This window comes from Saccharopolyspora sp. NPDC045941 (genome assembly GCF_056431445.1).
The window spans coordinates 207,511-229,053 of sequence record NZ_JBWKKU010000002.1; the positions used below are offsets into that span (position 1 = coordinate 207,511).

At 70.8% G+C, this 21,543-nt stretch carries 18 protein-coding genes; 16 read left to right on the forward strand and 2 right to left on the reverse strand.

The genetic code is table 11. The features are described from left to right. Window positions 1-17: 17 nt before the first annotated feature. Window positions 18-3,308, forward strand: coding sequence for an ATP-dependent helicase (locus AC07FN_RS02780; protein ID WP_478394033.1), 3,291 nt, complete (start codon window positions 18-20; stop codon window positions 3,306-3,308). A 178-nt stretch (window positions 3,309-3,486) separates the two neighbouring features. After that, on the forward strand, window positions 3,487-4,095 hold the full coding sequence (locus tag AC07FN_RS02785; RefSeq protein ID WP_235883438.1) for a hypothetical protein: 609 nt from the start codon (window positions 3,487-3,489) through the stop codon (window positions 4,093-4,095). Window positions 4,096-4,224: 129 nt separating this feature from the next. Here the strand turns inward: AC07FN_RS02785 and AC07FN_RS02790 are convergent, their stop codons facing one another. Next, window positions 4,225-4,752 (reverse strand): hypothetical protein, encoded by a 528-nt coding sequence (locus AC07FN_RS02790; protein WP_452618330.1) that lies wholly within the window; start codon window positions 4,750-4,752, stop codon window positions 4,225-4,227. A gap of 290 nt (window positions 4,753-5,042) precedes the next feature. On the opposite strand from AC07FN_RS02790, the gene AC07FN_RS02795 reads away from it, so the two are divergent. Then, window positions 5,043-6,035 (forward strand): potassium channel family protein, encoded by a 993-nt coding sequence (locus AC07FN_RS02795; RefSeq protein ID WP_478394086.1) that lies wholly within the window; start codon window positions 5,043-5,045, stop codon window positions 6,033-6,035. A 103-nt stretch (window positions 6,036-6,138) separates the two neighbouring features. Next, window positions 6,139-6,558, forward strand: coding sequence for a hypothetical protein (locus AC07FN_RS02800; protein ID WP_478394034.1), 420 nt, complete (start codon window positions 6,139-6,141; stop codon window positions 6,556-6,558). Window positions 6,559-6,564: 6 nt separating this feature from the next. Here AC07FN_RS02800 and AC07FN_RS02805 read toward each other — a convergent pair whose 3' ends face one another. Next, window positions 6,565-7,575: a neutral zinc metallopeptidase gene (locus AC07FN_RS02805; RefSeq protein ID WP_478394035.1), complete on the reverse strand. Its 1,011-nt coding sequence runs from the start codon at window positions 7,573-7,575 to the stop codon at window positions 6,565-6,567. A gap of 508 nt (window positions 7,576-8,083) precedes the next feature. On the opposite strand from AC07FN_RS02805, the gene AC07FN_RS02810 reads away from it, so the two are divergent. From AC07FN_RS02810 to AC07FN_RS02865, 12 genes are all read left to right on the forward strand, one after another. Then, on the forward strand, window positions 8,084-9,706 hold the full coding sequence (locus AC07FN_RS02810; RefSeq protein ID WP_478394036.1) for a DUF2207 domain-containing protein: 1,623 nt from the start codon (window positions 8,084-8,086) through the stop codon (window positions 9,704-9,706). 337 nt (window positions 9,707-10,043) lie between these two features. Further along, complete coding sequence (locus tag AC07FN_RS02815) at window positions 10,044-10,457, forward strand: hypothetical protein (protein ID WP_478394037.1); 414 nt, start codon at window positions 10,044-10,046, stop codon at window positions 10,455-10,457. Beyond that, the gene (locus tag AC07FN_RS02820) at window positions 10,454-10,990 is read left to right on the forward strand and encodes a DUF3558 family protein (protein WP_478394038.1); all 537 of its coding nucleotides are present in this window, start codon (window positions 10,454-10,456) and stop codon (window positions 10,988-10,990) included. Before AC07FN_RS02815 ends, AC07FN_RS02820 begins: the two co-directional genes overlap by 4 nt. A 14-nt stretch (window positions 10,991-11,004) precedes the next feature. Continuing rightward, window positions 11,005-12,360 carry a PPE domain-containing protein gene (locus AC07FN_RS02825; protein WP_478394039.1) on the forward strand — a complete coding sequence of 452 codons (1,356 nt, stop codon included), beginning with the start codon at window positions 11,005-11,007 and terminating at the stop codon, window positions 12,358-12,360. Window positions 12,361-12,477: 117 nt separating this feature from the next. Continuing rightward, window positions 12,478-13,263 carry an ESX secretion-associated protein EspG gene (locus AC07FN_RS02830; protein ID WP_478394040.1) on the forward strand — a complete coding sequence of 262 codons (786 nt, stop codon included), beginning with the start codon at window positions 12,478-12,480 and terminating at the stop codon, window positions 13,261-13,263. Between the two features lie 145 nt (window positions 13,264-13,408). Next, on the forward strand, window positions 13,409-14,737 hold the full coding sequence (locus AC07FN_RS02835; RefSeq protein WP_478394041.1) for a M16 family metallopeptidase: 1,329 nt from the start codon (window positions 13,409-13,411) through the stop codon (window positions 14,735-14,737). Next, window positions 14,734-16,101: a M16 family metallopeptidase gene (locus AC07FN_RS02840; protein WP_478394042.1), complete on the forward strand. Its 1,368-nt coding sequence runs from the start codon at window positions 14,734-14,736 to the stop codon at window positions 16,099-16,101. Before AC07FN_RS02835 ends, AC07FN_RS02840 begins: the two co-directional genes overlap by 4 nt. Window positions 16,102-16,126: 25 nt before the next feature. After that, entirely contained in the window at window positions 16,127-17,053 is a 927-nt protein-coding gene (gene nudC, locus AC07FN_RS02845) for an NAD(+) diphosphatase (RefSeq protein WP_478394043.1), read from the forward strand. 177 nt (window positions 17,054-17,230) lie between these two features. After that, complete coding sequence (locus tag AC07FN_RS02850; RefSeq protein ID WP_478394044.1) at window positions 17,231-19,318, forward strand: ATP-dependent DNA helicase UvrD2; 2,088 nt, start codon at window positions 17,231-17,233, stop codon at window positions 19,316-19,318. Window positions 19,319-19,797: 479 nt separating this feature from the next. Continuing rightward, window positions 19,798-20,181, forward strand: a complete 384-nt coding sequence (locus AC07FN_RS02855; RefSeq protein ID WP_132483284.1) for a WhiB family transcriptional regulator — start codon at window positions 19,798-19,800, stop codon at window positions 20,179-20,181. Next, window positions 20,178-20,396, forward strand: coding sequence for a hypothetical protein (locus AC07FN_RS02860; protein WP_452618319.1), 219 nt, complete (start codon window positions 20,178-20,180; stop codon window positions 20,394-20,396). The genes AC07FN_RS02855 and AC07FN_RS02860 overlap by 4 nt, the downstream gene beginning before the upstream one ends. A 232-nt stretch (window positions 20,397-20,628) precedes the next feature. Then, entirely contained in the window at window positions 20,629-21,513 is an 885-nt protein-coding gene (locus AC07FN_RS02865; RefSeq protein ID WP_478394045.1) for a class I SAM-dependent methyltransferase, read from the forward strand. The last annotated feature ends 30 nt before the right edge of the window (window positions 21,514-21,543 follow it).

Here is a 21,543-nt window from a genome sequence, read left to right on the forward strand (position 1 = left end):
CGGCCCGGGGGCCGTGCATGAACGGCCGGCCACCCGAGGCCCAGCCGGTGCCCGCGGCCATCAGTCCACATCGGATCGCGCAGGCGCTCGGGCTGCACCCGCCGACCCCGGAGCAGGCCGCGGTGATCGCCGCGCCCGCCGAACCGGCGCTGGTCGTGGCGGGTGCGGGCGCGGGGAAGACCGAGACGATGGCCGCCCGCGTGGTGTGGCTGGTCGCCAACCGGCTGGTGACGCCGGAACGCGTCCTCGGCCTGACGTTCACCCGCAAGGCCGCGCGGCAGCTCGCCGACCGGGTGCGCGCCCGGCTGCGCCGGCTCGCCGGATCGGGACTGCTCGACGACGTCGATCCGAGCGGGCAGCTGCGCTCCGCGGTGCTCACCGAAGAGCCCACGGTGCTGACCTACCACGCCTACGCGGGGCGGCTCGTCGGCGAGCACGGCCTGCGGGTGCCGGTCGAGCCGGGCGCGCGGCTGCTGACCGAGACCGCGTCCTGGCAGCTCGCGCACAGCGTGGTCGCGACCTGGACCGAGGACATCGACACCGACAAGGTCCCGTCCACGGTCACCGGCTACCTGCTCTCGCTGGCTGGTGAGCTCGCCGAGCACCTGGTGCGCCCGGACGACCTGCGGGCGCACGCCGAGAAGGTCTGCCACGCGGTCGAGAACGCGCCGCGCGCCAAGGGCCAGCGCGCGAACCTGCCGCAGGACCTGGTGAAAGTCGTTGCCGCGCAACGCTTGCGGGTGGCGATGCTGCCGCTGGTCGAGGAGTACGCGCAGCGCAAGCGGCGCGAAGGCGCGATGGACTTCGCCGATCAGATGTCACTGGCCGCACTGCTCGCCGCCGAGCATCCCGAGGTCGTCGACGGGGAACGCGCCCGCTACGGCGCCGTCCTGCTGGACGAGTACCAGGACACCGGCCACGCGCAACGGGTGCTGCTGCGCTCGCTGTTCGGCCGTGACCGCCCGCTGCCGGTCACGGCCGTCGGCGACCCGGCGCAGGCCATCTACGGCTGGCGTGGCGCGAGCGCGGCGAACCTCCCGCGCTTCACCACCGACTTCCCGCGCGTCGACGACGGCCGCAAGGCCCCGGCGCACCGGTACGGGCTGCTGACGAGCTTCCGCAACCCGGCGGAGGTCCTGCACGTCGCCAACGCGGTCTCGGAACCGCTGCGAAAGACCGGGCTGGAAGTCGACGAACTGCGCGCCAGGGACGGCGCCGAACCCGGCGACATCCGGTTGGTGCTGAGCGAACACGTGCGGGCCGAACGCGACTGGGTCGCCGACCAGGTCACCGCGCAGTGGCAGGCGGCGCTGGACGAAACGGGCCGGCCGCCGACCGCGGCGGTGCTGGTGCGACGCCGCGCCGACATGTCCGACATCGCGGCGGCGCTTCGGGAACGAGGCCTGCCGGTGGAGGTCGTCGGGCTCGGCGGGCTGCTCGACGAGCCCGAGGTCCGCGACCTCGTGAGCGCGTTGCGGCTGCTGGTCGACCCGCTCGCCGGAACGGCCGCGATGCGGCTGCTCACCGGCTCGCGCTGGCGCCTGGGAGCGGCCGACATCGCCGCGCTGTGGGACCGCGCGAGGGAGCTCGGGACGCAGGTGTTCGGGGAGCCCGAATCCTCCGACCCGTCCGCTGTGGTCACCGCGGCGTTGCCGGGTGAGAACGCCGAGCAGGCCGGCCTCGTCGACGCGCTCGACGACCCCGGTGACGCGGAGCGCTACTCCGGCGACGGCTACCGGCGCATCCGGCGGCTGGGCGGCGAACTCGCCTCGTTGCGGCGCCGCCTGGACCAGCCGTTGCCGGAGCTCGTCGCCGACGTCGAGCGGACGCTGCTGCTGGACATCGAGAGCATGGCGCGACCGGTCGGCGCGGGCCGCATCCACCTCGACGCGTTCGCCGACTCGGTCACCGATTTCGCGACCGCGAGCCCGTCGGCCACGCTGCACGCGCTGCTGGACTACCTGGAAGCGGCCGAACGAGCCGAGGACGGCCTGGAACCCGGCGAGGTCGAAGTCGCCGAGGACCGGGTCCAGGTGCTCACCGTGCACGCCGCCAAGGGCCTGGAGTGGCAGGTCGTCGCCGTGCCGCACCTGGTCAACGACGTCTTCCCCGGCAAGCGGAAGTCCTCGTCGTGGCTGCGGTCGGCCACCGAACTGCCCGCCGAACTCCGCGGCGACGCCCAGGACCTGCCCCGGCTGGACGTCGAGCGGCTGTTCGGGCTGGACCGCAAGGAGGTCACCGAGGCGCTGGGCATCCACGACGAGGAGTTCGAGGAGCGCCGGCTCGCCGAGGAGCGGCGGCTGCTCTACGTCGCGGTGACGCGCTCGGAGCGGACGTTGCTGCTGTCCGGGCACTGGTGGGGCGAGAACGGCGACCGGCCGAAGGGGCCGTCGGACTTCCTGCGGCAGCTGGCCGAGGTGCTGGGCGAATCCGGGGCCGGGGTCGTCGACCTGTGGACGCCGGAACCCGATGAGGACGCGACGAACCCGCTCGCCGACGCCGTGCGCTGCGCGGAGTGGCCGGTCGATCCGCTGGGGTCGCGCCGCGCAGCGGTGGCCGAAGGCGCGGAGCTCGTGCGGGCCGCGATGTCCACTGTGGATGATTCAAAGCCGGAGGACGACGAGGACGACGAGGACGGCTGGGCGCGGGACGTCGATGTGCTGCTGGCCGAGCGCGCCGCGGCCGCGCAGCGGCGGGAGCAGGTGCGGCTGCCGGACCACCTGTCGGTGAGCCAACTCGTCGAACTCGCCAAGGATTCCGACACCCTCGCCCGGCGGCTGCGCCGCCCGCTGCCGTTCCCGCCGAACCCGATGACCCGGCGGGGCACCGCGTTCCACGCCTGGCTGGAGCACCGGTTCACCTCGACCGCGCTGCTGGACTTCGACGAACTGCCCGGCGCCGCCGACGAATCCGCGCCGGTGCACGAGGAGCTCGCCGATCTGCAGCAGGCGTTCCTGGCCGGCTCCTGGGCCGACCGCACGCCGCACCGCGTCGAGGTGCCGTTCGAGACCCAGGTCGAGGGCGTGGTGCTGCGCGGCCGGATGGACGCGGTGTTCGCCGACGCCGACGGCGGCTGGACGGTGCTGGACTGGAAGACCGGCGCGGTGCCGGGCGGCGACCAGATCCCGGCGCTGTCGGTGCAGCTCGCGGCGTACCGGCTGGCCTGGGCGGAGCTCTCCGGCACGCCGCTGGCGAAGGTCCGCGCGGCGTTCCACTACGTCCGCCACGATTACACGCTCCGCCCCGCCGACCTCCTCGACGCCGACGGCCTCCGGAACCTCATCACCTCGGTGCCCTCGGCGCAGTGACCGTTCGGCCTGGTCAGGCCTCGTGAGCATTTTGTGCTGCTATAGCGATCCAACGTGCTCACGAGCACTGACCTGCGGAGATGTCCGCGTCAGCGGGATCACGCCCGGCGCCAGGATCAGTACACGTTCGGGTGGCGGAGCTTGAGATCGCGGTTCGCGGCGGATGACTATGCCCGCGATGAACACGGACTGGAAGCTCAACACGCCACCGGAATCCGAAGTGAACGTCGACGCCGACGTCCTGGCGATGCGCGCCCCGCTGGTGCGGGTGCACCGGAACGACGAAGGCACCTGGTCCTTCGACGGCCCGGGCCGCAACCCGCGACCGTCGAAGAAGACGATGCTCAGCGCCGTCGTCGGGGCCTGGCCGCACGTCGCCGCACTGTCCGATTTGGACACCGGCGGTGCCGCGGTGTGGTCGTGGAAGCAGCACGGCTGGGCCAGCGAGTTCAAGTGCGAGTGCGGCAGCTGCGACCAGCCCGTCGCCGCCGACATCGACCGCAACAGCTGGCCGAGCGAACTGCAGCCGCACAGCATCCTCAGCGTCGAGCAGGCCGCCCTGTCCGGCCAGGCGCCGCTGACCGACATCATTTCCACGCCCGGCGGCATCGCGCTGCTCGGCCCGGGCGACCACCGGCGCTCGGCCGACCTGATGACGCCGGTCGCGCTGGCGAACGTGATCCGCCGCTGGCCACACACGATGCAGGCCCTGCGCGCCCTGAAGGAAGGCCGCGGCATGCGCTGGAACCCGCAGCAGCTCAACTGGCACGAATACGTCCTGGCGTAGGTCAGGACGGGTTCGCGGCGGCCTTCAGCGGAGTCTCGGACGCCTTCTCGCTGCGGATTCGTCCTCGCGAGAAGAGTCTGAGAACCCGCGAGGAGCAAGCGGCTACCGCCGCTTGCCTGACGTCTGCGCTCAGGCGTTCTCGGTGAGCTGGGGGAGTTCGAGGAGCCGCGAGTAGAGGACCTCCAGCAGCCAGCGGCCGAACATGGACGAACCGAACTCTGCGGTCCGGTCCTCCGGTGTGACCACCAGCTCGGCCGGGCCCTCGAAACCGGCGTTGACCACGCCCACGCCGTAGTAGTCCAGCTCCAGCATCCGCAACGGCTTGTACTTGGAGCCCTGGGGCAGCACGACCGCGCACGGCGCCAACGTCAGCAACGTCCCGCACGCCCGCAGCGCGTGGCGGGAGCGGGACACCGGCACCAGCAGCCCGAGCAGATCGACCGCGGCCACCGGCACCTGGTCGTGCGTGCAGGGCTCGGACCAGGACCGGAACCAGGCCGGGTTGAGCTCCGGCCCCCAGCCGTGAAGACTGCGCCACTCGTGGACGTCGCGCCTGATCCGCGCCACGGCGGCGAACCGCGCACCGAGGACCTCGACGTCCGGGATCAGTCGGCCGTCCCATCCCAGGGCGCGCGCCGCGTGCTGAAGCTGCTGCACCGCTGCATGGTAAGCCGCGGCACCGCCAAGTCCAGACCAGGTCTTCCGGCCTGCAGGAGAACTCGTCGCCGAACTGCCGGTGCCGCATCGCACCCGGCGCGCCGTCAAGGGTTACTGTTCTGCGCCGTGAGTGGTGAGAAGGCGCTTCCGAGTCGCGCGGCAGGAGCCGGAGGGCACGGGTCATGATGCGGCGCAGTCCCAAGCGGCTGGCGCACCCCTTCATCGGTGGCCGCACCGACGAGGAGGAGCTGACCAGCCGGCCCGACCACGCGCTGGTGGGCGTGATCCGGATGCCGGGCAGCACGATCAGCCCGGTGCGCTCCATCATCCGCCGGATCATCGGCGCGATGCTCGCGCTGGCCGCCACGGTGCTCATCGTGTACTTCGGCCGGGACGGCTACCGGGACTCCGCGGGCGGTGAGCTGGACCTGCTGGACGCCGTCTACTACGCGACGGTGTCGCTGTCCACCACCGGCTACGGCGACATCACCCCGGTCACCCCGCAGGCCCGGCTGGTGAACGTGCTGGTCATCACGCCGCTGCGGGTGCTGTTCCTGATCGTGCTGGTCGGTACCACACTGGAAGTGCTCACCGAGCGCTCTCGACAGGCTTTCAAGATCCAACGCTGGAGGTCCAGGGTGCGCGACCACGTGGTCGTCATCGGATACGGAACCAAGGGCCGTTCGGCGGTCACCGCACTGCTCGGCGACGGCGCGGAGCCCGGGCGCATCGTGGTCGTCGACACCGACCAGCGATCGCTGGAAACCGCGTCCGCGCAAGGCCTGGTCACCGTCAACGGCTCGGGCACCCGCTCGGACGTGCTGCGCGTGGCGGGCGTGCCGCGGGCGCGGGCCATCGTGGTCGCCCCGGCCCGCGACGACACGGCCGTGCTGGTCACCCTGACCGCGCGGGAGCTCGCGCCGAAGGCGCAGATAGTCGCGGCGGTGCGGGAGGCCGAGAACGTGCACCTGCTGCGCCAGTCCGGCGCGGACTCGGTGGTGGTGTCCAGCGAGACGGCGGGCCGCCTGCTGGGCATGGCGACCTCGACGCCGTCGGTGGTGGAGATGTTCGAGGACCTGCTGACGCCGGATGTGGGCCTGGCGATCGCCGAGCGCGAGGTCGAACCGCAGGAGGTCGGCGGCTCGCCGCGGCACCTCTCGGACATCGTGCTCGGCGTGGTGCGCGACGGACAGCTCTACCGGGTGGACGCCCCGGAAGCCGATGCGATCGAGGCCGGTGACCGGCTGCTCTACGTCAAGAAGGTGACACCCGCGGACGCCTAGCGTCCGGCGATTTCGCGCCGAGCCCGGCATGGCACCGGACGTGATCCCGCCATTGCCCCGAGTGACGGTCGGCACCGTTCGGCTTTCTGCCAATATCGGTGTCGTGGGAAGGCAACGAGGTTCGGCGTCGGTGGCGCCGATCCTGCTTGTCCTCGGAACGCTCGGGCTCGCGGTGGCGGCGGTGACGCTGTGGCCGCTGGTGACGGAGGCCGGGCAGGCGATGCGGCCGGCGACGGCGACGGTCATCGAGTCGCGCCCGTGCGGCGCCGCCTCGGCGCGGGACCTCGTCGAGGTCCGGATCGACGGCGCGGTGCGGCGAGCGCCGTTCGACGGCTGCGGCCACGCCCCCGGCCAGCAGCTGCCGGTGCAGGTGCCCGCCGACCCGGGCGAGGACTTCGTGGTCCGCCCGGCGCGATCGACCGACTCCGAGCTGAAAGGCCAGGTGCAGCGCGCCAACTGGGTCCTGCTGACCCTCGCCGCGGTCGCCGGCGGCGGCTACGGGCTGATGCTCCGCCGGTCCTGAGCCCCGTCAGTCGACGTCGGAGGCCGCCGCCAGCCAGGTGTTGCACTCCGTGATCCGGTTCTTCCGGAACCCCTGCTCCACCCAAGCGGCGTTGGTCGACGTGCTGCCGTGGTCGCGCACGTTGGTGTGCTCGTCGCCGCGATCGGAGGAGTCCTCCAGCGCGGGGAAGATGAAGTCGTTGCTGACGCCGCCGTTCTGCAACGCGGCCAGCGTCATGCCCTCGAAGCACGTCGCCTGCAGCTCGGAGCGCCGGGTCAGTTCCAGCCCGGCCGACGTGGAGCTGCCGCCCGCGTCGTAGGACGCGTCGCCGTAGGCGCTGTTGATCCCGGTCATGCCCTGCAGCGCGTGGCCGAATTCGTGCGCGAACTGGCCGAGGTACACGCCGGCCTTGGTGCGCTGCTCGACCTGGGCGTAGTAGCGCGCGGTCATGTAGATCGTGTGGTTGCCGGGGCAGTACATCGCGGTCTGGTTCCACCGCCGCGTCCCGCAGGGCGTTTCGATGTTGTCCCCGGTGGTGATCACGGTGGGCGTCCGGACCGGTAGGTCGGCGTTCTCCAGCGCCGGGGCCCACGCCTCCATCAGGCAAGGCAGCGCGGCCTGGTAGAAGCGGTCCTGCGACGTGACGTCGGTGTTGAAGCGGGGCAGGTTGCACGAGGTGTTCATCGCGCCGTTGCCCGGGATGTTGAACGGGTGGTCGCCCAGTGCCGAGACCGGTTTGACCTCTTCGTCGGAGCCGTTGGTCGACGTGGAGGTCTCGGATTCCTCGCTGCTGCTGGTCGTCGTGTCGGTGGAAGTCTCGGTCTCGCTGGAATCCGTCGACGTCGAGCGGCTGCTGGTGCTGCTGTAGTCCGAAGCCCGGCTCGAGGTGATCGACGCGGCCATCGCGCCGACGGTGCCGACGCCGAGCAGCGCCATGCCGACCAGCACCAGCGCGACGATGACACCGGTGTTGCTCTTGCGCTGCGGCGGCCGCATGTGCGGCATCGGCTGCGGCGGGCGTTGCGGTGCCAATCGCACGGTGGTCTGCGGCGGCAGCGGGCGCGCGGCCGGCGGTGGTGCGATCCGGCGGGTCGGCTGGTCGAAGATCGGCGCTCCCTGCTGCGGGCGCAGGGGTTGCGTGCCGGGCGGAGGTAACGGAGGACGGCGTTGCGGCTGCTGGGGTCGGGGGACCGGACCTTGTGGCGGCCGGGGAGCTTGACCTTGTGGCGGCCGGGGAGCCGGGCCTTGCGGCGGCCGGGGGGCCGGGCCTTGTGGCGGCTGGGGGACCGGACCTTGCGGCGGCCGGGGACCCGGACGCTGTTGCCCGCCGCGCGGGCCCTGCGGTGGCCAAGGCTGGCGGGGTGGCTGCGGGCCGCGTGGTGGCGGGGGCGGCTGCGTCATGCGGTCTTCCTCGCGGAGTGTCGAATGTGGACTGTTGGTCCAGGTTCGGCTGGCCGCCACCGAGCAGTCATTTCCCCCGACTTCCTCACCATCAATCCCACCGTTGCGGACCAGAGCTTAGCCACGGGCGGCTATCGTTCGGGCCGTGTTGACCAAACGGGGGCTGGTGGTCGCCCTGACCGGACTGCTGTTGGGCGCACCGAGCACGGCCGCGGCGCAGGAGCAACCGGTCGATGCGCTGCCCGGCACGGTTTCCAGCAGCGTGAACCTCAAGCTGCAGCGCGACGGCCTGGTTTCGGTCACCGAGCGGATCAACGTGCCCGCAGGTCAACAAGTCGAGCGCACGATGCCGCTGCGGCAGTCCGCGGGGCCCGGGGCGGACCGGGTCTTCACGGTCTCCGACGCCGTGCTCGACGGTGGCGGCGCGATCCAGGCCGAAGCCGACAAGCTGCATCTGACGCTGCAGCCCGGGGTTTCGACGCTGACGTACTCGGTTCGCGGTGCGGTGGCGGACGCCGGTGACCGGCAGGACGTCCGCTGGCAGGTGTCCGGTGGCTGGAACGTGCCGGTGGACCGCGTCGAGGTGTCGCTGCTGTCGCCGAAGGTGCCGCAGGAGATCATGTGCCTGGCGGGCCCGCTGGGCAGCGCGAACCGCTGTGCCCAGTTCGAGATCACCCACACCCAGTCGATGCACGCGGTGACCTACGGCCTGCAGCCCGGCGACCGGATGGACCTCACGTTCAAGGTCCCGGCGGGCACGGTGCCGGCGAACGCCGTGACCGAGCAGTACTTCAGCCTGGCGCGGGCGTTCTCGCTGACGCCGGCGACGGCGGCCGGCCTGGCCGCGATCGGCCTGCTGCTGATCGGTGGCCTCGGCCTCGTCTGGTACGCCCGAGGCCGGGACGTGCGCGCGTTCGCGGAGGACGTGGGCCAGGTCGAGGTGCTGATGACCGATTCCCGGGGCGCGGTCGCGTTCGCGTCCCCGGACGGCGTGCTGCCCGGCCAGATCGGCACGGTCATCGACGAGCGTGTGGACCCGGTCGACGTGACGGCGACGATCATCGACCTGGCGGTCCGCAACTACCTGTGGATCGAGGAACTTCCCGGCCAGGACTGGCGAATCGTCCGGCTGAACCCGGCCGACGACTCGCTGCGGCCGTTCGAGCGAGCGGTCTACGACCTGCTCGTGGGGCAGGAGCAAGAGGTGCGGCTGGCCCAACTGCGCGACCTCGACGCGAGCCAAGTCCGCGCGGCGCTGTACGCGGAGGTCGTGGAGAAGGAGTGGTTCGCACGGCGCCCGGACGTCGACCGAAACCGCTTCTGGTGGACGGGTCTCGGCGTGATCATCGGCGGAGCGGCGCTGACGGCGGTACTGGCGCTGACGACGTCAGCGGCACTGCTGGGGATCGCCGTGCTGATCGGCGGCATCGCGATGATGTTCAGCGCACGCCTGATGCCGGCGCGAACGCGGCGAGGCAGCGCGCTCGTGGTGCAGGTCAGAGGCCTGCGCGGCTACTTGCACGAGGCCGCGGCGGAGTCGCTGCCGGAACAGGACCGCGAGACGGTGTTCTCCCGATCGCTGCCGTACGCGGTGGTCCTGGAAGAAACGGACCGCTGGCTAGCGGAGTTCACGGAACTGAACCCAGGAGTGGACGGAACGTCGGGCCTCTACTGGTACGGAACCCCGAACGAAACCCCGAACCTCCAGAACTTCCACCAAACCTTCCCAGCCCTCGTAGAAACCCTGAACAAAAAGATCAACCGCTGACACCGGCCGGCTTCTGCCGACATGTCCGGCACGGATGCGTGCGAGGGCAGTAGTCGGCGGGGAAGCGGAGAAGATCGTCAGCCAAGCGGCTTCGCGGCTGCCGGAATGATCAACCGGTCGAGCAGTCGAATTAGGCGTTCCGGGCTCGGTTTGAACGTCTCGCGCGATCGCTGTCCGCAATCGATCGGTGTCGGACCGTGACAACGCTGTGACCTGCGGCTGAACAGGTGATGCCGGAGCTGCGTCAGGTTTGTCGGGAACCGTTACGGACGCCCCTGCGTCAGGTTAAAGTGTTCACCGTTACCGGGGGAGATCGCAGAGTCCAGAGGGGTCTGGGATGACAAGCGCAGACGCAAGTGGGTTCGCCGCAGCCAAGGAAGGGCTGAAGGCGATCGGCGGCCAGACGCAGTGGATCAATCAGCAGGTCGGTGCGGGCAAGCTGATGCTCGATCCCGAGGTCGCAGAGAAGGCTGCGAAGCGATGCGACGAAGAGATCGATGCGCTGAACGAGCTGTACGACAATGCCGCTGCGTTGCAGCGCGTCACCGGCCTCGGCAACTGGCCTGACGGCAAGCAGTTGGCGCAGCGGTTCCAGGACAAGGCTACGGACGGGAGTGCAGGTGCTCTGCCGTTGATTCGTGAGCTGCAGAAGGAACTGGCGAAGCAGGCGCAAGCCTTCCGTGACGCAGCCAAGGACTACCGTGCCACAGACGAACAGAACGCTGATGATCTGAGGCGAGGTATTCAGTGAACAAGCTTGTCCGGTCCCTTGTCGTTACAACTGCCGGTGTTGCTCTCGTCGGGCTGTCCGCGTGTGGAACTGGTGGCAATGGCAACGGCGGTACCACGCAGACCCCGACCACGAAGGCGGGCGGCGCTGCACTGGAGAAGTTCGACCCCTGCACCTTCTTTCAGTCTGCTGACTTGACTTCGTGGGGGCTACCGGACCAGGGCAAGGATTTCTCGCCTGTGAGCTTTGAGCCGGGGTGCCGCTGGCAGGGCGAGAAGATGTCGCTCACCTTCCAGAAGAACGTGGACGAGACTGTGACGTCCTATGAGCAGAGCGGTAACTGGGAGCGGTACGACAAGAAGACCATCGGCGGGCGTTCTGCCGCGATCGCGACTGTTCCTGGTGGTGGAAGCACAGGCGGTTGCAACGTGCTTGTCGATGCTGGCGGTGGAGTTGTGATTTACGGAGTTTCTGGACGCATGGCCGACTCCGTGGATGCGTGTGGGGAAGCGGAGAAGGTCGTCAGTCAGTCGGCTTCGCGGTTGCCGGAATGAATTGAGGGGGAGTGATGGGACTTCTCAGCACGCTCGACAACGCGGGTTCTCGGGTCTTCGGCTGGGAGAGCGCTGCGGAAGAGGAGCGCAAGAAGCACGGCGAAGAGGCCAACCGCGTTGCCCAGCAGCAGCAGAGCCAGCTGGCGCAGCAGAACTCCGGCCTCAACGTCAGCAGCTACGACTCGCCGGCGATCACGCAGTGCCTCAACTGGTCGGGCTTCAGCCACGCGCAGATCTACAAGACCAACCAGGAGTCGATCGACCAGGGCAAGGTCGGTGAGGTCGCCGAGGCGTGGAAGAAGCTCGCCACGGGCCTGCGCGAGCGCGGGAACAACTACGCCACGGACCTCGCCAAGATCGTCGACGGGGGCTGGGAAGGCGAGGCCGCGAACAACGCTCGTGAGGTCGGCAAGCCTGCTTCCGACTGGATGAAGGCCAGTGCCGATGCCTTCGAGATGACCGGGAACAACCTGCACGCCGCAGGTGAGGCCGCCGGTCAGGCCAGCAAGATGGTCGAGAAGCCCCAGGGCTTCAGCTGGGGTGAGGCCGCTTCCGCTTCGATCCCGTTCGGGGTCGCCGGCGGTGGCGTCAACGCGCTCAGCCAGATGGAGGAGCAGGAGCAGGCGGAGAAGGCCGCGCAGGAGACGATGGCGCGCGTCTACAGCCCCACGCTTACCCAGGTCGACGCCAAGATGCCGCAGTACAAGGGGCCGGACGGCAACACCAAGGAGCCGCCGCCGGTGCCGCCGCCGCCCCCCACGGAGTGGGGCGGTGGAGGTCCCGGCAATCCCGGTGGTGGACCAGGCGGCGGAATGCCGGGTGGCGGGACCGGAAAGCTTCCCGGCGGTGGCATCGGCACCGGTATCCCCGGTGGTGGCATTCCCGGCGACGGGCGCCCCATCGGTGCATACGACCCCAACAATCTCGGTAGCGGCATCCCCGGTGGCGGCTACACCACGCCTTCCGGAACCGGCAGCCAGTGGGCCGATCAGCCCGGCCTTCCCGGCGGTGGCGGAACCGGGCTGCCCGGCGGTGGCGCCGGTGGTGGTCTCCCCGGCGGTGGCGCCGGCGGTGTCGGCATGGTCGGTGGCATGGGTGCCGGTGGTGCGGGCGCCGGTGGCATGGCCGCCGGTGGCCGGGCCGGTGTCGGTGGACTCGGCGCCGGGGCCGGTGCCGGCGCGGGTGCCGGCGGAGCAGGTGCTCGAGGTGCCGGTGCCGGACGAGGCGCGATGGGCGGCATGGGTGGTGCCGGTCAGCGCGGCCAGGGCACCGAGGACCAGGAGCACGAGCGCCCGTCCTGGCTCGAGGAGCAGGACGACATCTGGATGAACGACATGCCGAAGACCGCCCCGCCGGTGCTCGGCGAATGATCCGGTGCTGACCGGTGGTGCCGGCTTCGGCACCACCGGTCGGTCACGCTTGCAGCGGGCGAATTCACAAGGGGAGAAACGACAGTGGGCGTGTTGGGGCGGTGGCAGCTTCAGCCGGTGCACTTGGACATCGTGCTCAAGTACCTGAAGATCGACGGTTTGACCTTGCCGTTGAGCAGCCGTTCTTTCGGGTACACAGCCGATCAGTTCAGCCAGATCGCGATCGGTGAGCTGGACCGGATGGCCGCCGCCGGCGTCGTGATCAACGACGAGGTCGCGCCGCCGCTGGTCACCGCGCTCAAGACGCTGGCCAACCCGTTCTTGTGGGTCGACTCGCTGTGGTTCCCGCAGGTCGGCTCCGATCACTGCTGGCGGGCGCTCGCGGTGTTCACCGAAGGCAACCGGGTCGTGCTCGGCGTGCAGACACCGAGCGAAGATCCGCAGCGCGGCGGCATGCTGACCGTCGAGGTCCACGAGAAAGCCCCGCTGTCGCAGGTCCTGCTGGCCACGTTGCCGCCCACCAAGCCGGGCGGTCAGGGGCCGGTGCGGGTCCCGCAGAGCTCGCTGGTGCAGCAGCCGCAGCCCGACGACTACGACCAGATGAGCATGATGCAGTCGGCCACCCCGAACCGCGGCAGCAGCGGCGACCAGCAGGTCTCGCTCTACGAGGCGATCGGGAAGGCGCCGCACGCGCGCATCGGTCAGATCTCGGCGAGCACGCGCGACCAGTACGGCCGCCGGAAGCGTTCCCAGGTGGTGTCCTGGTTCGACAACGAGCCGGACGGCCGCTACCTGAACCGGGTCGAGCGCGGCAGCTCCGGCGAGCAGGTCTTCGCGATCCTGCCGGCCGACGCGCGCACGATCGGCGCCGAGATCGATTCCCTCATCGCCCAGGTCCGCTGACCGCGTCCGAACAGGCGGGTACCGCTCGACCGCGGCTGGATGCTGCGCGCCGGGACTTCGCCACCTACGCCGGGTGATCACGACACGCCGAAGAGTGGCGAAGGGGGCACCCACGGCTTGACAGTCCGCACGTAGGCTGCATGGCATGGTCGAACCCCAGCTGCATCGCGTTACTTTGCCCAATGGGCTGCGCGTGGTGTTGGCACCGGACTCGGCGGCGGGCCAAGCGTCGTCGGGCCAGGCCCCTGTGGTCGGTGTCAGCGTGCACTACGACGTGGGCTTCCGCTCGGAACCGGAAGGGCGCACCGGTTTCGCCCACCTCTTCGAGCATTTGATGTTCCAAGGCAGCGAGAGCTTGGAGAAGCTCGCGCACTTCCGGCACGTGCAGGGCTCCGGCGGCACCTTCAACGGTTCGACGCACCAGGACTACACCGACTACTACCAGGTGCTGCCGTCGGCGGCGCTGGAGCGGGCGTTGTTCCTCGAAGCGGACCGGATGCGGGCGCCGAAGATCACCGAGGAGAACCTGCGCAACCAGGTGGACGTGGTCAAGGAGGAGATCCGCCTCAACGTCCTCAACCGCCCCTACGGCGGCTTCCCGTGGATCTTGCTGCCGCCGGTGCTGTACTCGACCTTCGCCAACGCCCACAACGGCTACGGCGACTTCACCGACCTGGAACAGGCGACCGTCGACGACTGCGCCGCGTTCTTCGACACCTACTACGCGCCGGGCAACGCGGTGCTGACCGTCAGCGGTGACCTCGACGTCGAGCGCACCATCGATCTGATCAACAAGCACTTCGGTGACGTGCCGGCGCGTGACGTCGCGCCGCGGCCGTCGTTCGGCGAGCCGTTCCCGTCGGGCGAGCTGCGCGGCAAGCACACCGACCCGCACGCGCCGCTGCCCGCCGTCGCGCTGGGCTACCGCCTGCCCGACCCGGTCGGCGAGCTCGACGCCTACCTGGCGAACGTGGTGCTCGCGGCGATCTTGTCCGACGGCGACGCCGCCCGCCTGCAGCAGCGCCTGGTCTACCAGGACTCGCTGGTGGTGGACGTGCACGCCGGCTGCGGCCTGATGGGCTCCCCGCTGGACGCCCGCGACCCGGACACCTTCACCGTGACCGCGATCCACACGCCGGAGGTCGGCCTGGACCGGGTGATCGGAGCGGTCGACGAGGAGCTGGAGAAGCTGGCCGCCGACGGCCCCACCGAGGACGAGCTGTCCCGCGTCACGGCGCGCTGGGCCGCCAGCCTGTACCGGGGGCACGACCGGGTGGTCACCCGGACCCTCGACCTGGGCAGCGCCGAGTTGCTGCACGGCCGCGCGGAGCTGATCTCCGAGCTGCCGAAGCGGATCGGCGAGGTCCGCGCGGAGGACGTCGCGGCGGCCGCGAAGTCGCTGCGGTCGGACGCGCGAGCGGTGCTGGAGATCGAACCCGCAGGTGACGAGAACGCGACAGGAGGTGCGGCATGACCCGCGCAACGCACCGCAGCGCCGAGGAGATCGGCCGCACCGAGCTCGGCCCGCGCCCGCTGCCGCCGCTCGGCGAGCCCCGCACCGGCCGCGCGCCGGCCGTCGTGGACACCGTGCTGGACAACGGCCTGCGGGTGATCGCGGCCCGGCACGGCGTGGTCCCGATGGTCGAACTGCGCCTGCGGATCCCGTTCGCCGGCGAGGACCAGAAGCACCCGGCCCGCGCCGAGCTGCTGGCCGAGACGCTGCTGACCGGCACGGAGCGCCGCAACCGGGTGCAGGTGGACACCGACCTGGCCGCGGTGGGCGCCGACCTGAGCTCGGTCGTCGACCCGGAGCGGCTCAGCATCACCGGTGATGCGCTGGCCACCGGGCTGGACACCTTGCTCGACGTGCTCGCCGACGCGCTGACCGGCGCGGTGTACCGCGACGAGGAGGTTGAGGGGGAGCGCGCCCGGCTGGTCGAGCGGATCGCCGTCGCGCGATCGCAGCCGCGGGTGATCGCCCGCGAGGAGTTGCAGCGACACCGCTACGGCGACCACCCGTTCGTCCGTGAGGTGCCGGCGGCCGAGGACGTCGCCGAGGTCACCGCCGAGGAGGTCCGGACCCTGCACCGCGAGTCGGTGCTGCCGCGCGGCTCGGTGCTGGTGCTGGTCGGCGACATCGACCCGGATCAGGCGGTGGCGGCCGTCGCGCGCAACCTGGCGGGCTGGCAGTCCGAGGACAGCGCGCGCGAGCTCCCGTCGCTGCCCGTGGTCCGCGGCGGTGACGTGCGGCTGGTGCACCGGCCCGGCGCGGTGCAGTCGCAGCTGCGCTTCTCCGCGCAGGCGCTGCCGCGGACGGACCCGCAGTACCCGGCGCTGCAGGTCGCGAACCTGGTCTTCGGCGGCTACTTCTCCTCGCGGTTGGTGGAGAACATCCGCGAGGACAAGGGCTACACCTACGGCGCGCACTCGTCGTTCGAGTTCACCCGCGGCAACGGCACGGTCCTCGTCGACGCCGACACCGCCAGCGAGGTCACCGCGGCCGCGCTGCTGGAGGCCCGGTACGAGCTGGCGAGGCTGGCGCTGGTGCCGCCGACCGAGTCGGAGGTGGAGTCGGCCCGGCAGTACGCCATCGGCAGCCTGCTCACCTCCACTGCCTCGCAGGCCGGCATGGCGTCCACGCTCGCTGCGCTGGCCACGGCGGGGCTGACGCAGGACTGGCTGGTCGCGCACCCCGAGCGGTTGCGGGCGGTCACTGTGGAGCAAGTTGCCGAGGCGGCCAGGTTGTTCGCGCCCATCTCCTTCACCGGAGTGGTCGTCGGCGACGCCGACAAGCTCGCCGACCAGCTGCGGCTGCTCGGGGGAGTGGTGTTGCCATGACGCGGTTAGACGGTGAGGCGGGCAGATGACTACCGAGGTGTTGGCCGGGGCGGGTTTCCAACTGGATTCCGCGCCGCTGCTCTCCAGGTCCACAGTGGACCGCAGGGAGATGCTGCGGGACGCCCCGGACGGTGGCGCCCAGTTGTGGGCGACCGGACGGGTCGTGCTGGTGGACGCCAAGGGGCGCACCCAGATCGGCCAGGATTCGCGGCTCGTGGTGCATCCCGCGACGGACTTCGGTGCAGGCCCGGTCCCCAATGCCGTCCTGCTCGGCGTCGAGGACGAGATCGGCTACTGGGCGTTGCGCAGCGAGCACGACGGAGCCCAGGACGACTGGCGGGACCTGCGCACCGGCGGTGGTCTGCTCAACGACACCGACGCCGGGCTGTTCACCACCGCTGTCGGCGTCCTCGGCTGGCACGACAACGCCCGCTACTGCGCGGTGTGCGGCGCGGCGACGACGCGGGTCCGCGCGGGGTGGGCCCGGCGTTGCACGGGCTGCGACCGCGAGGAGTACCCGCGCACCGACCCGGCCGTCATCTGCCTGGTGCACGACGGCGCGGACCGCGTCCTGCTGGCCCGCCAGCCGAACTGGCCGGCCGAGCGGTACTCGGTGCTCGCCGGTTTCGTCGAGGCCGGCGAGTCGCTGGAGGCCTGCGTCTCGCGCGAGATCGCGGAGGAGGTCGGGGTGGATGTCTCGGACGTCCGCTACCTCGGCAGCCAGCCGTGGCCGCTCCCGCGGTCGCTGATGCTGGGCTTCGCCGCGATCGCGGACCCGTCGGCGCCGCTGACCCCGGCGGACGGGGAGATCGAGGACGCCCGCTGGGTGCACCGCGACACGGTCCGGGCGGCCCTGGAGTCCGAGGGCGGAGCGGTCGACGGCCTGCGCCTGCCGCCGGGCGTGTCCATCGCCTACCGCATGATCATGGGCTGGGCCACCTGGCGGAACTGACGCGAGGAGCCGGTCGGGACCTTCCCGGCCGGCTCCGCACGTCCGCGTGAGCCGCCTTCCGTCGCAGTTCAGCGCGGCTGCACGCCCGGTTCTCGGCGTTGGATCACGCCCGACACGCGGTTGCGGGTGCCGGGGTGTGGACCCGAGCCGGGGAGCAGGTCTGCGAAGATGCCGGGCATGACCGAGCAGCCGCGACTCCTGGAAGGTTTGGATCCGGAGCAGCGGCAGGCGGTCGTCGCACCACGCGGCCCCGTGTGCGTCCTGGCGGGCGCGGGCACCGGGAAGACGCGCACGATCACCCATCGCATCGCCTACCTCGTGCAGCGCGGCCTCGTCGCGCCGCAGCAGGTGCTCGCGGTGACCTTCACCGCCCGAGCGGCGGGGGAGATGCGCACCCGGCTGCGCGCGCTCGGCGCGGCCGGCGTGCAGGCGCAGACCTTCCACGCCGCGGCCTTCCGGCAGCTGCGCTACTTCTGGCCGCGGGTGCACGAGACGCAGATGTGGCAGCTGGCGGACAACAAGTTCCGGCTGGTCATGCAGGCGGCGAACAAGCTCGGGCTGTCCACCGAGCGGGAGGACGTCCGGGACCTGGCCGGCGAGATCGAGTGGGCCAAGTCGTCGCTGATCGGGCCCGAGCAGTACCCGGTCGCCGCAGCCGCCGCCGGGCGGGAGGTGCCGATCCTGCCGGAGCAGCTCAGCAAGGCCTTCGCGACCTACGAGCAGGTCAAGAACAGGGCGCAGATGCTGGACTTCGACGACCTGTTGCTGCACATCGCGGCGATCCTGGAGGACCAGCCGGAGATCGCCGAGGAGTTCCGCGGCCGGTACCGGTCGTTCGTCGTGGACGAGTACCAGGACGTCAACCCGCTGCAGCAGCGGGTGCTCGACTCGTGGGTGGGCAACCGCGACGACCTCACGGTGGTGGGCGACGCGAACCAGACGATCTACTCGTTCGCCGGTGCGTCGCCGAAGTGGCTGATCGGCTTCCCGCGCAAGTACCCGGAGGCGACGGTGGTGCGCCTGGAGCGGGACTACCGGTCGACGCCGCAAGTGGTGGGCCTGGCCAACCAGGTCATCGGCGCGGCGCGGGAACGGCCGGCCGGCACCCGGCTGAAGCTGGTCGGACAACGCCCGGACGGGCCCCGGCCGGATTTCGCCGAGTACGACGACGAGACCGACGAGGCCGAGGCGATCGCGCGCAAGATCGCTCAGCTGGCCAAGCGAGGCATCGCGCTGTCGGAGATCGCGGTGCTGTTCCGGGTCAACGCGCAGTCGGAGGTCTACGAGAAGGCGCTGTCCGACGCCGAGATCCCCTACCAGGTGCGCGGTGGCGAACGGTTCTTCGCGCGGGCGGAGGTGCGGCAGGCGATGGCCACGCTGCGCACCGCGATCGCACACGGCGCCGATGAAGAGGATCTGCCCGCGACCGTCCGTTCGGTGCTCCGCGAAGCCGGCCTGACCGATGAGCCTCCTGCCGGCGGCGCCGCGCGTGAGCGGTGGGAGTCGCTGATCGCGCTGGTGGAGCTCGCGGAGGAGCTGACCGCCGCGGAGCCCGACGCGGGGCTGGGCCGCTACGTCGCGGAACTCGACGCGCGTGCCGAGTCCCAGCATCCGCCGACCGTCGAGGGCGTCACCCTGGCCTCGCTGCACGCGGCGAAGGGCCTCGAATGGGACGCGGTGTTCCTGGTGGGCCTGGTCGAGGGAACCCTGCCGATCATGCACGCCGACACCGACGCGGCCGTCGAGGAGGAACGCCGCCTGCTCTACGTCGGGGTCACGCGCGCCCGCGAGCACCTCTCCCTGTCATGGGCGCTGGCGCGCGCCGGTGGCCGCCGCTACCGCCGGCGCAGCCGCTTCCTGTACAGCCTGGTGCCGGACGAACATCCGGCGGCGTTGCCCAACAAGGTCAAGCAGCGCGAGCTGCTGTCACGACCCGCGAAGGCCGCGAAGCCGCATTGCCGCATCTGCAACGTCGTCCTGACGGGCACGATGGACATCAAGCTCGGTCGCTGCGCGGACTGCCCGTCTGATGTGGACGAAGATCTGCTGTCGCAGTTGAAGGCGTGGCGCAGCGAGCGGGCCCGGCAGCTGAAGGTGCCCGCGTACGTGGTGTTCACCGACGCGACGCTGACCGCGATCGCCGAGCAGCGGCCGCTGGACGAGACCGCATTGGTCGGCATTTCCGGGATCGGGGCTTCGAAGCTGCAGAAGTTCGGTTCCGACGTCCTCGCGCTGACCCAGGGTGACCGCCGCGACATGCGCTGAAACGCCTGGTCGTAAGGGTTTTTCAGGTGATCGAGCGGATTCTTCGAAAAATACGTTGCGACCGGCACGGTGGTGCCAATAACCTGCAAGAGCGCGAGCCGTGGTTGGGAGAAACCGCGGCCCTGATCCCCGAAGGGAGGTGGCCTTGGTGTCCACGATTCTGATGTCGAGCACCCCGCGCCACCTCATGGCCGGGGCCATCGCGCTGTCCCGCGGCACTTTCGCGCCAATCCCAGCTGTTGCCGAGTACGAAGCTGGCAATGGTCGTGAGTTCAAGCCGCGTTGGTTCCGTGCGGTTCCGCAGACCGTTGTCGACCCATGCCGGTCCGTTCGTAGGCGATTCCTCGATCCACTGATCTAGGAACGTCTCTCAGGCTTCTCGAAGGCCGCGGACCCGCAAACGGGTCCGCGGCCTTCTTGTCGTTCCCGTTTTCCCTTCATCCACAACCTGCCGCCGATCGACTACTGGAGGAAGTTTCATGTTGACCGCGAGTGTGCCGATATCCAGCTCGGGCGAGGGCTTGCTGGCAGACGAGGACACCGTGGCCGGCCTGTTCGGCAGCCCCACGACGCTCGAAAGCCGACTGCCCTGCCGCCAGGACCCCGACCTGTGGTTCGCCGAGAACCCGCGGGAGCTGGACCAGGCCAAGTCGCTGTGCGCCGACTGCCCGATCAAGGCCGAGTGCCTGGCCGGCGCGCTGTCCCGCGGCGAGCCGTGGGGCGTCTGGGGTGGCGAGATCTTCGAGCGCGGCGCGGTGGTCGCCCGCAAGCGTCCGCGCGGCCGTCCGCGCAAGCACCCGCTGCCCGCCGACACCCCGGCCGCGGGCCGGCCCGCGCGGCGAGGTCAGGAGCGAGCGGCATGACGTACCACCGAACCATCGACCCCATCACCGGAAACCGGATCAAGAGCGAGGTAAGGATGTTCATGCCCGAGGACCTGTCCCGGATACGAAGTAACGAGCTGATCGACGAAGCGCACCGACAACGGCTGGCCCGGGAGATCTCGGCCGGCCGCTGGTGGCGCTGGCTCGCCGACTACGCCGGTCGCCGCGCGCAGGAGGCGTCCCGATGTCCGTGAGCCGCCCGGAATCGGCTCGGTAGGACTCGATGGCGGTGCTGAACCACCTTGCGCCGCAACGGGTTCCAGGAGCCGTCCCATGCGGGCTTCCCGACCGCGTCCGCCGGTCGGGAAGCCCGCGGCCCCGGCGACCGGAATCCCTTGCGCAGGACGAGACTCGATGCGCTCGAGCGCTCGCGCACTTTGACAACACAGAGCACCGGCCGGGGCATTGCCCGTATCGTGATGCCTCGTGGCCGGACACTCGCACGACAACATTGACTGGGACGAACACCTGCAGCGGCTCCGGGACGGCGATGAGCTGAACGCGCCGGAGATCGCCGAACTCGTCGCGAAGCTGCTGCGCCCGACCGATCGCACCGTGATCGAGATCGGCGCCGGAGCGGGCGGAACGGCGGCGGCGTTCGCGGCGGAGCTGGCGGATACCGGCGGAGCGCTCACCATCGTGGACACGGCGCCGCAACTGCTCGCGGCGGCGGAAGCCCGCGTCAAGGAGGTCTCCGACCGGGTCGAGGTCCACGCCGTCCAGGCGGACGCCGCCGACGACTCGCTCGCGGAGGCCGCCGAGAAGGCCGGGGCTCCCGCGCAGGCCGACGTGGTCTTCGCGGCGTTCGTCGTGCACCACCTGCCCGACCAACTGGCCGGCGTGCGCCGATTGACGAACCTGGTGCGCCCGGGCGGGCGGCTGGCGATCGTCGAGTTCGGGCTCGACACGAAGGTGCTGCCGCCGGACGTCGGCCTCGCCGAGCCGGGGCTGGAAGCCCGGTTGACCGCCGCCCGCCAGGACTGGTTCCGGCAGATGCGGGCGGAGATGACCGGCACGGTCCGGATGCCGGTGGGGTGGGGCAAGGCGCTGTCCGAGGCCGGCCTGGCCGACGTGCGGTCGTGGAGCTACCTCGTGGACCGCCCGGCTCCGGTGTCCGGAGTCGCCCTGCAGGCGGTGCTCCGCCGGTTGCAGTTCCTCCGCAGGGACGCGGAGAACCGCGTCGGGCCGGAGGACCTGGCGGCGCTGGACGAGCTGCTCGACGAATCCGGCGAGCACTACGCCGGAAACCGCGACGACGTGTACTACCTGACGGCGAACACGGTCCACGTCGGGACCAGGCCGGCGAGCTGAGGCCCGTCCGGGCCGCGGTCCGCCGGTGGG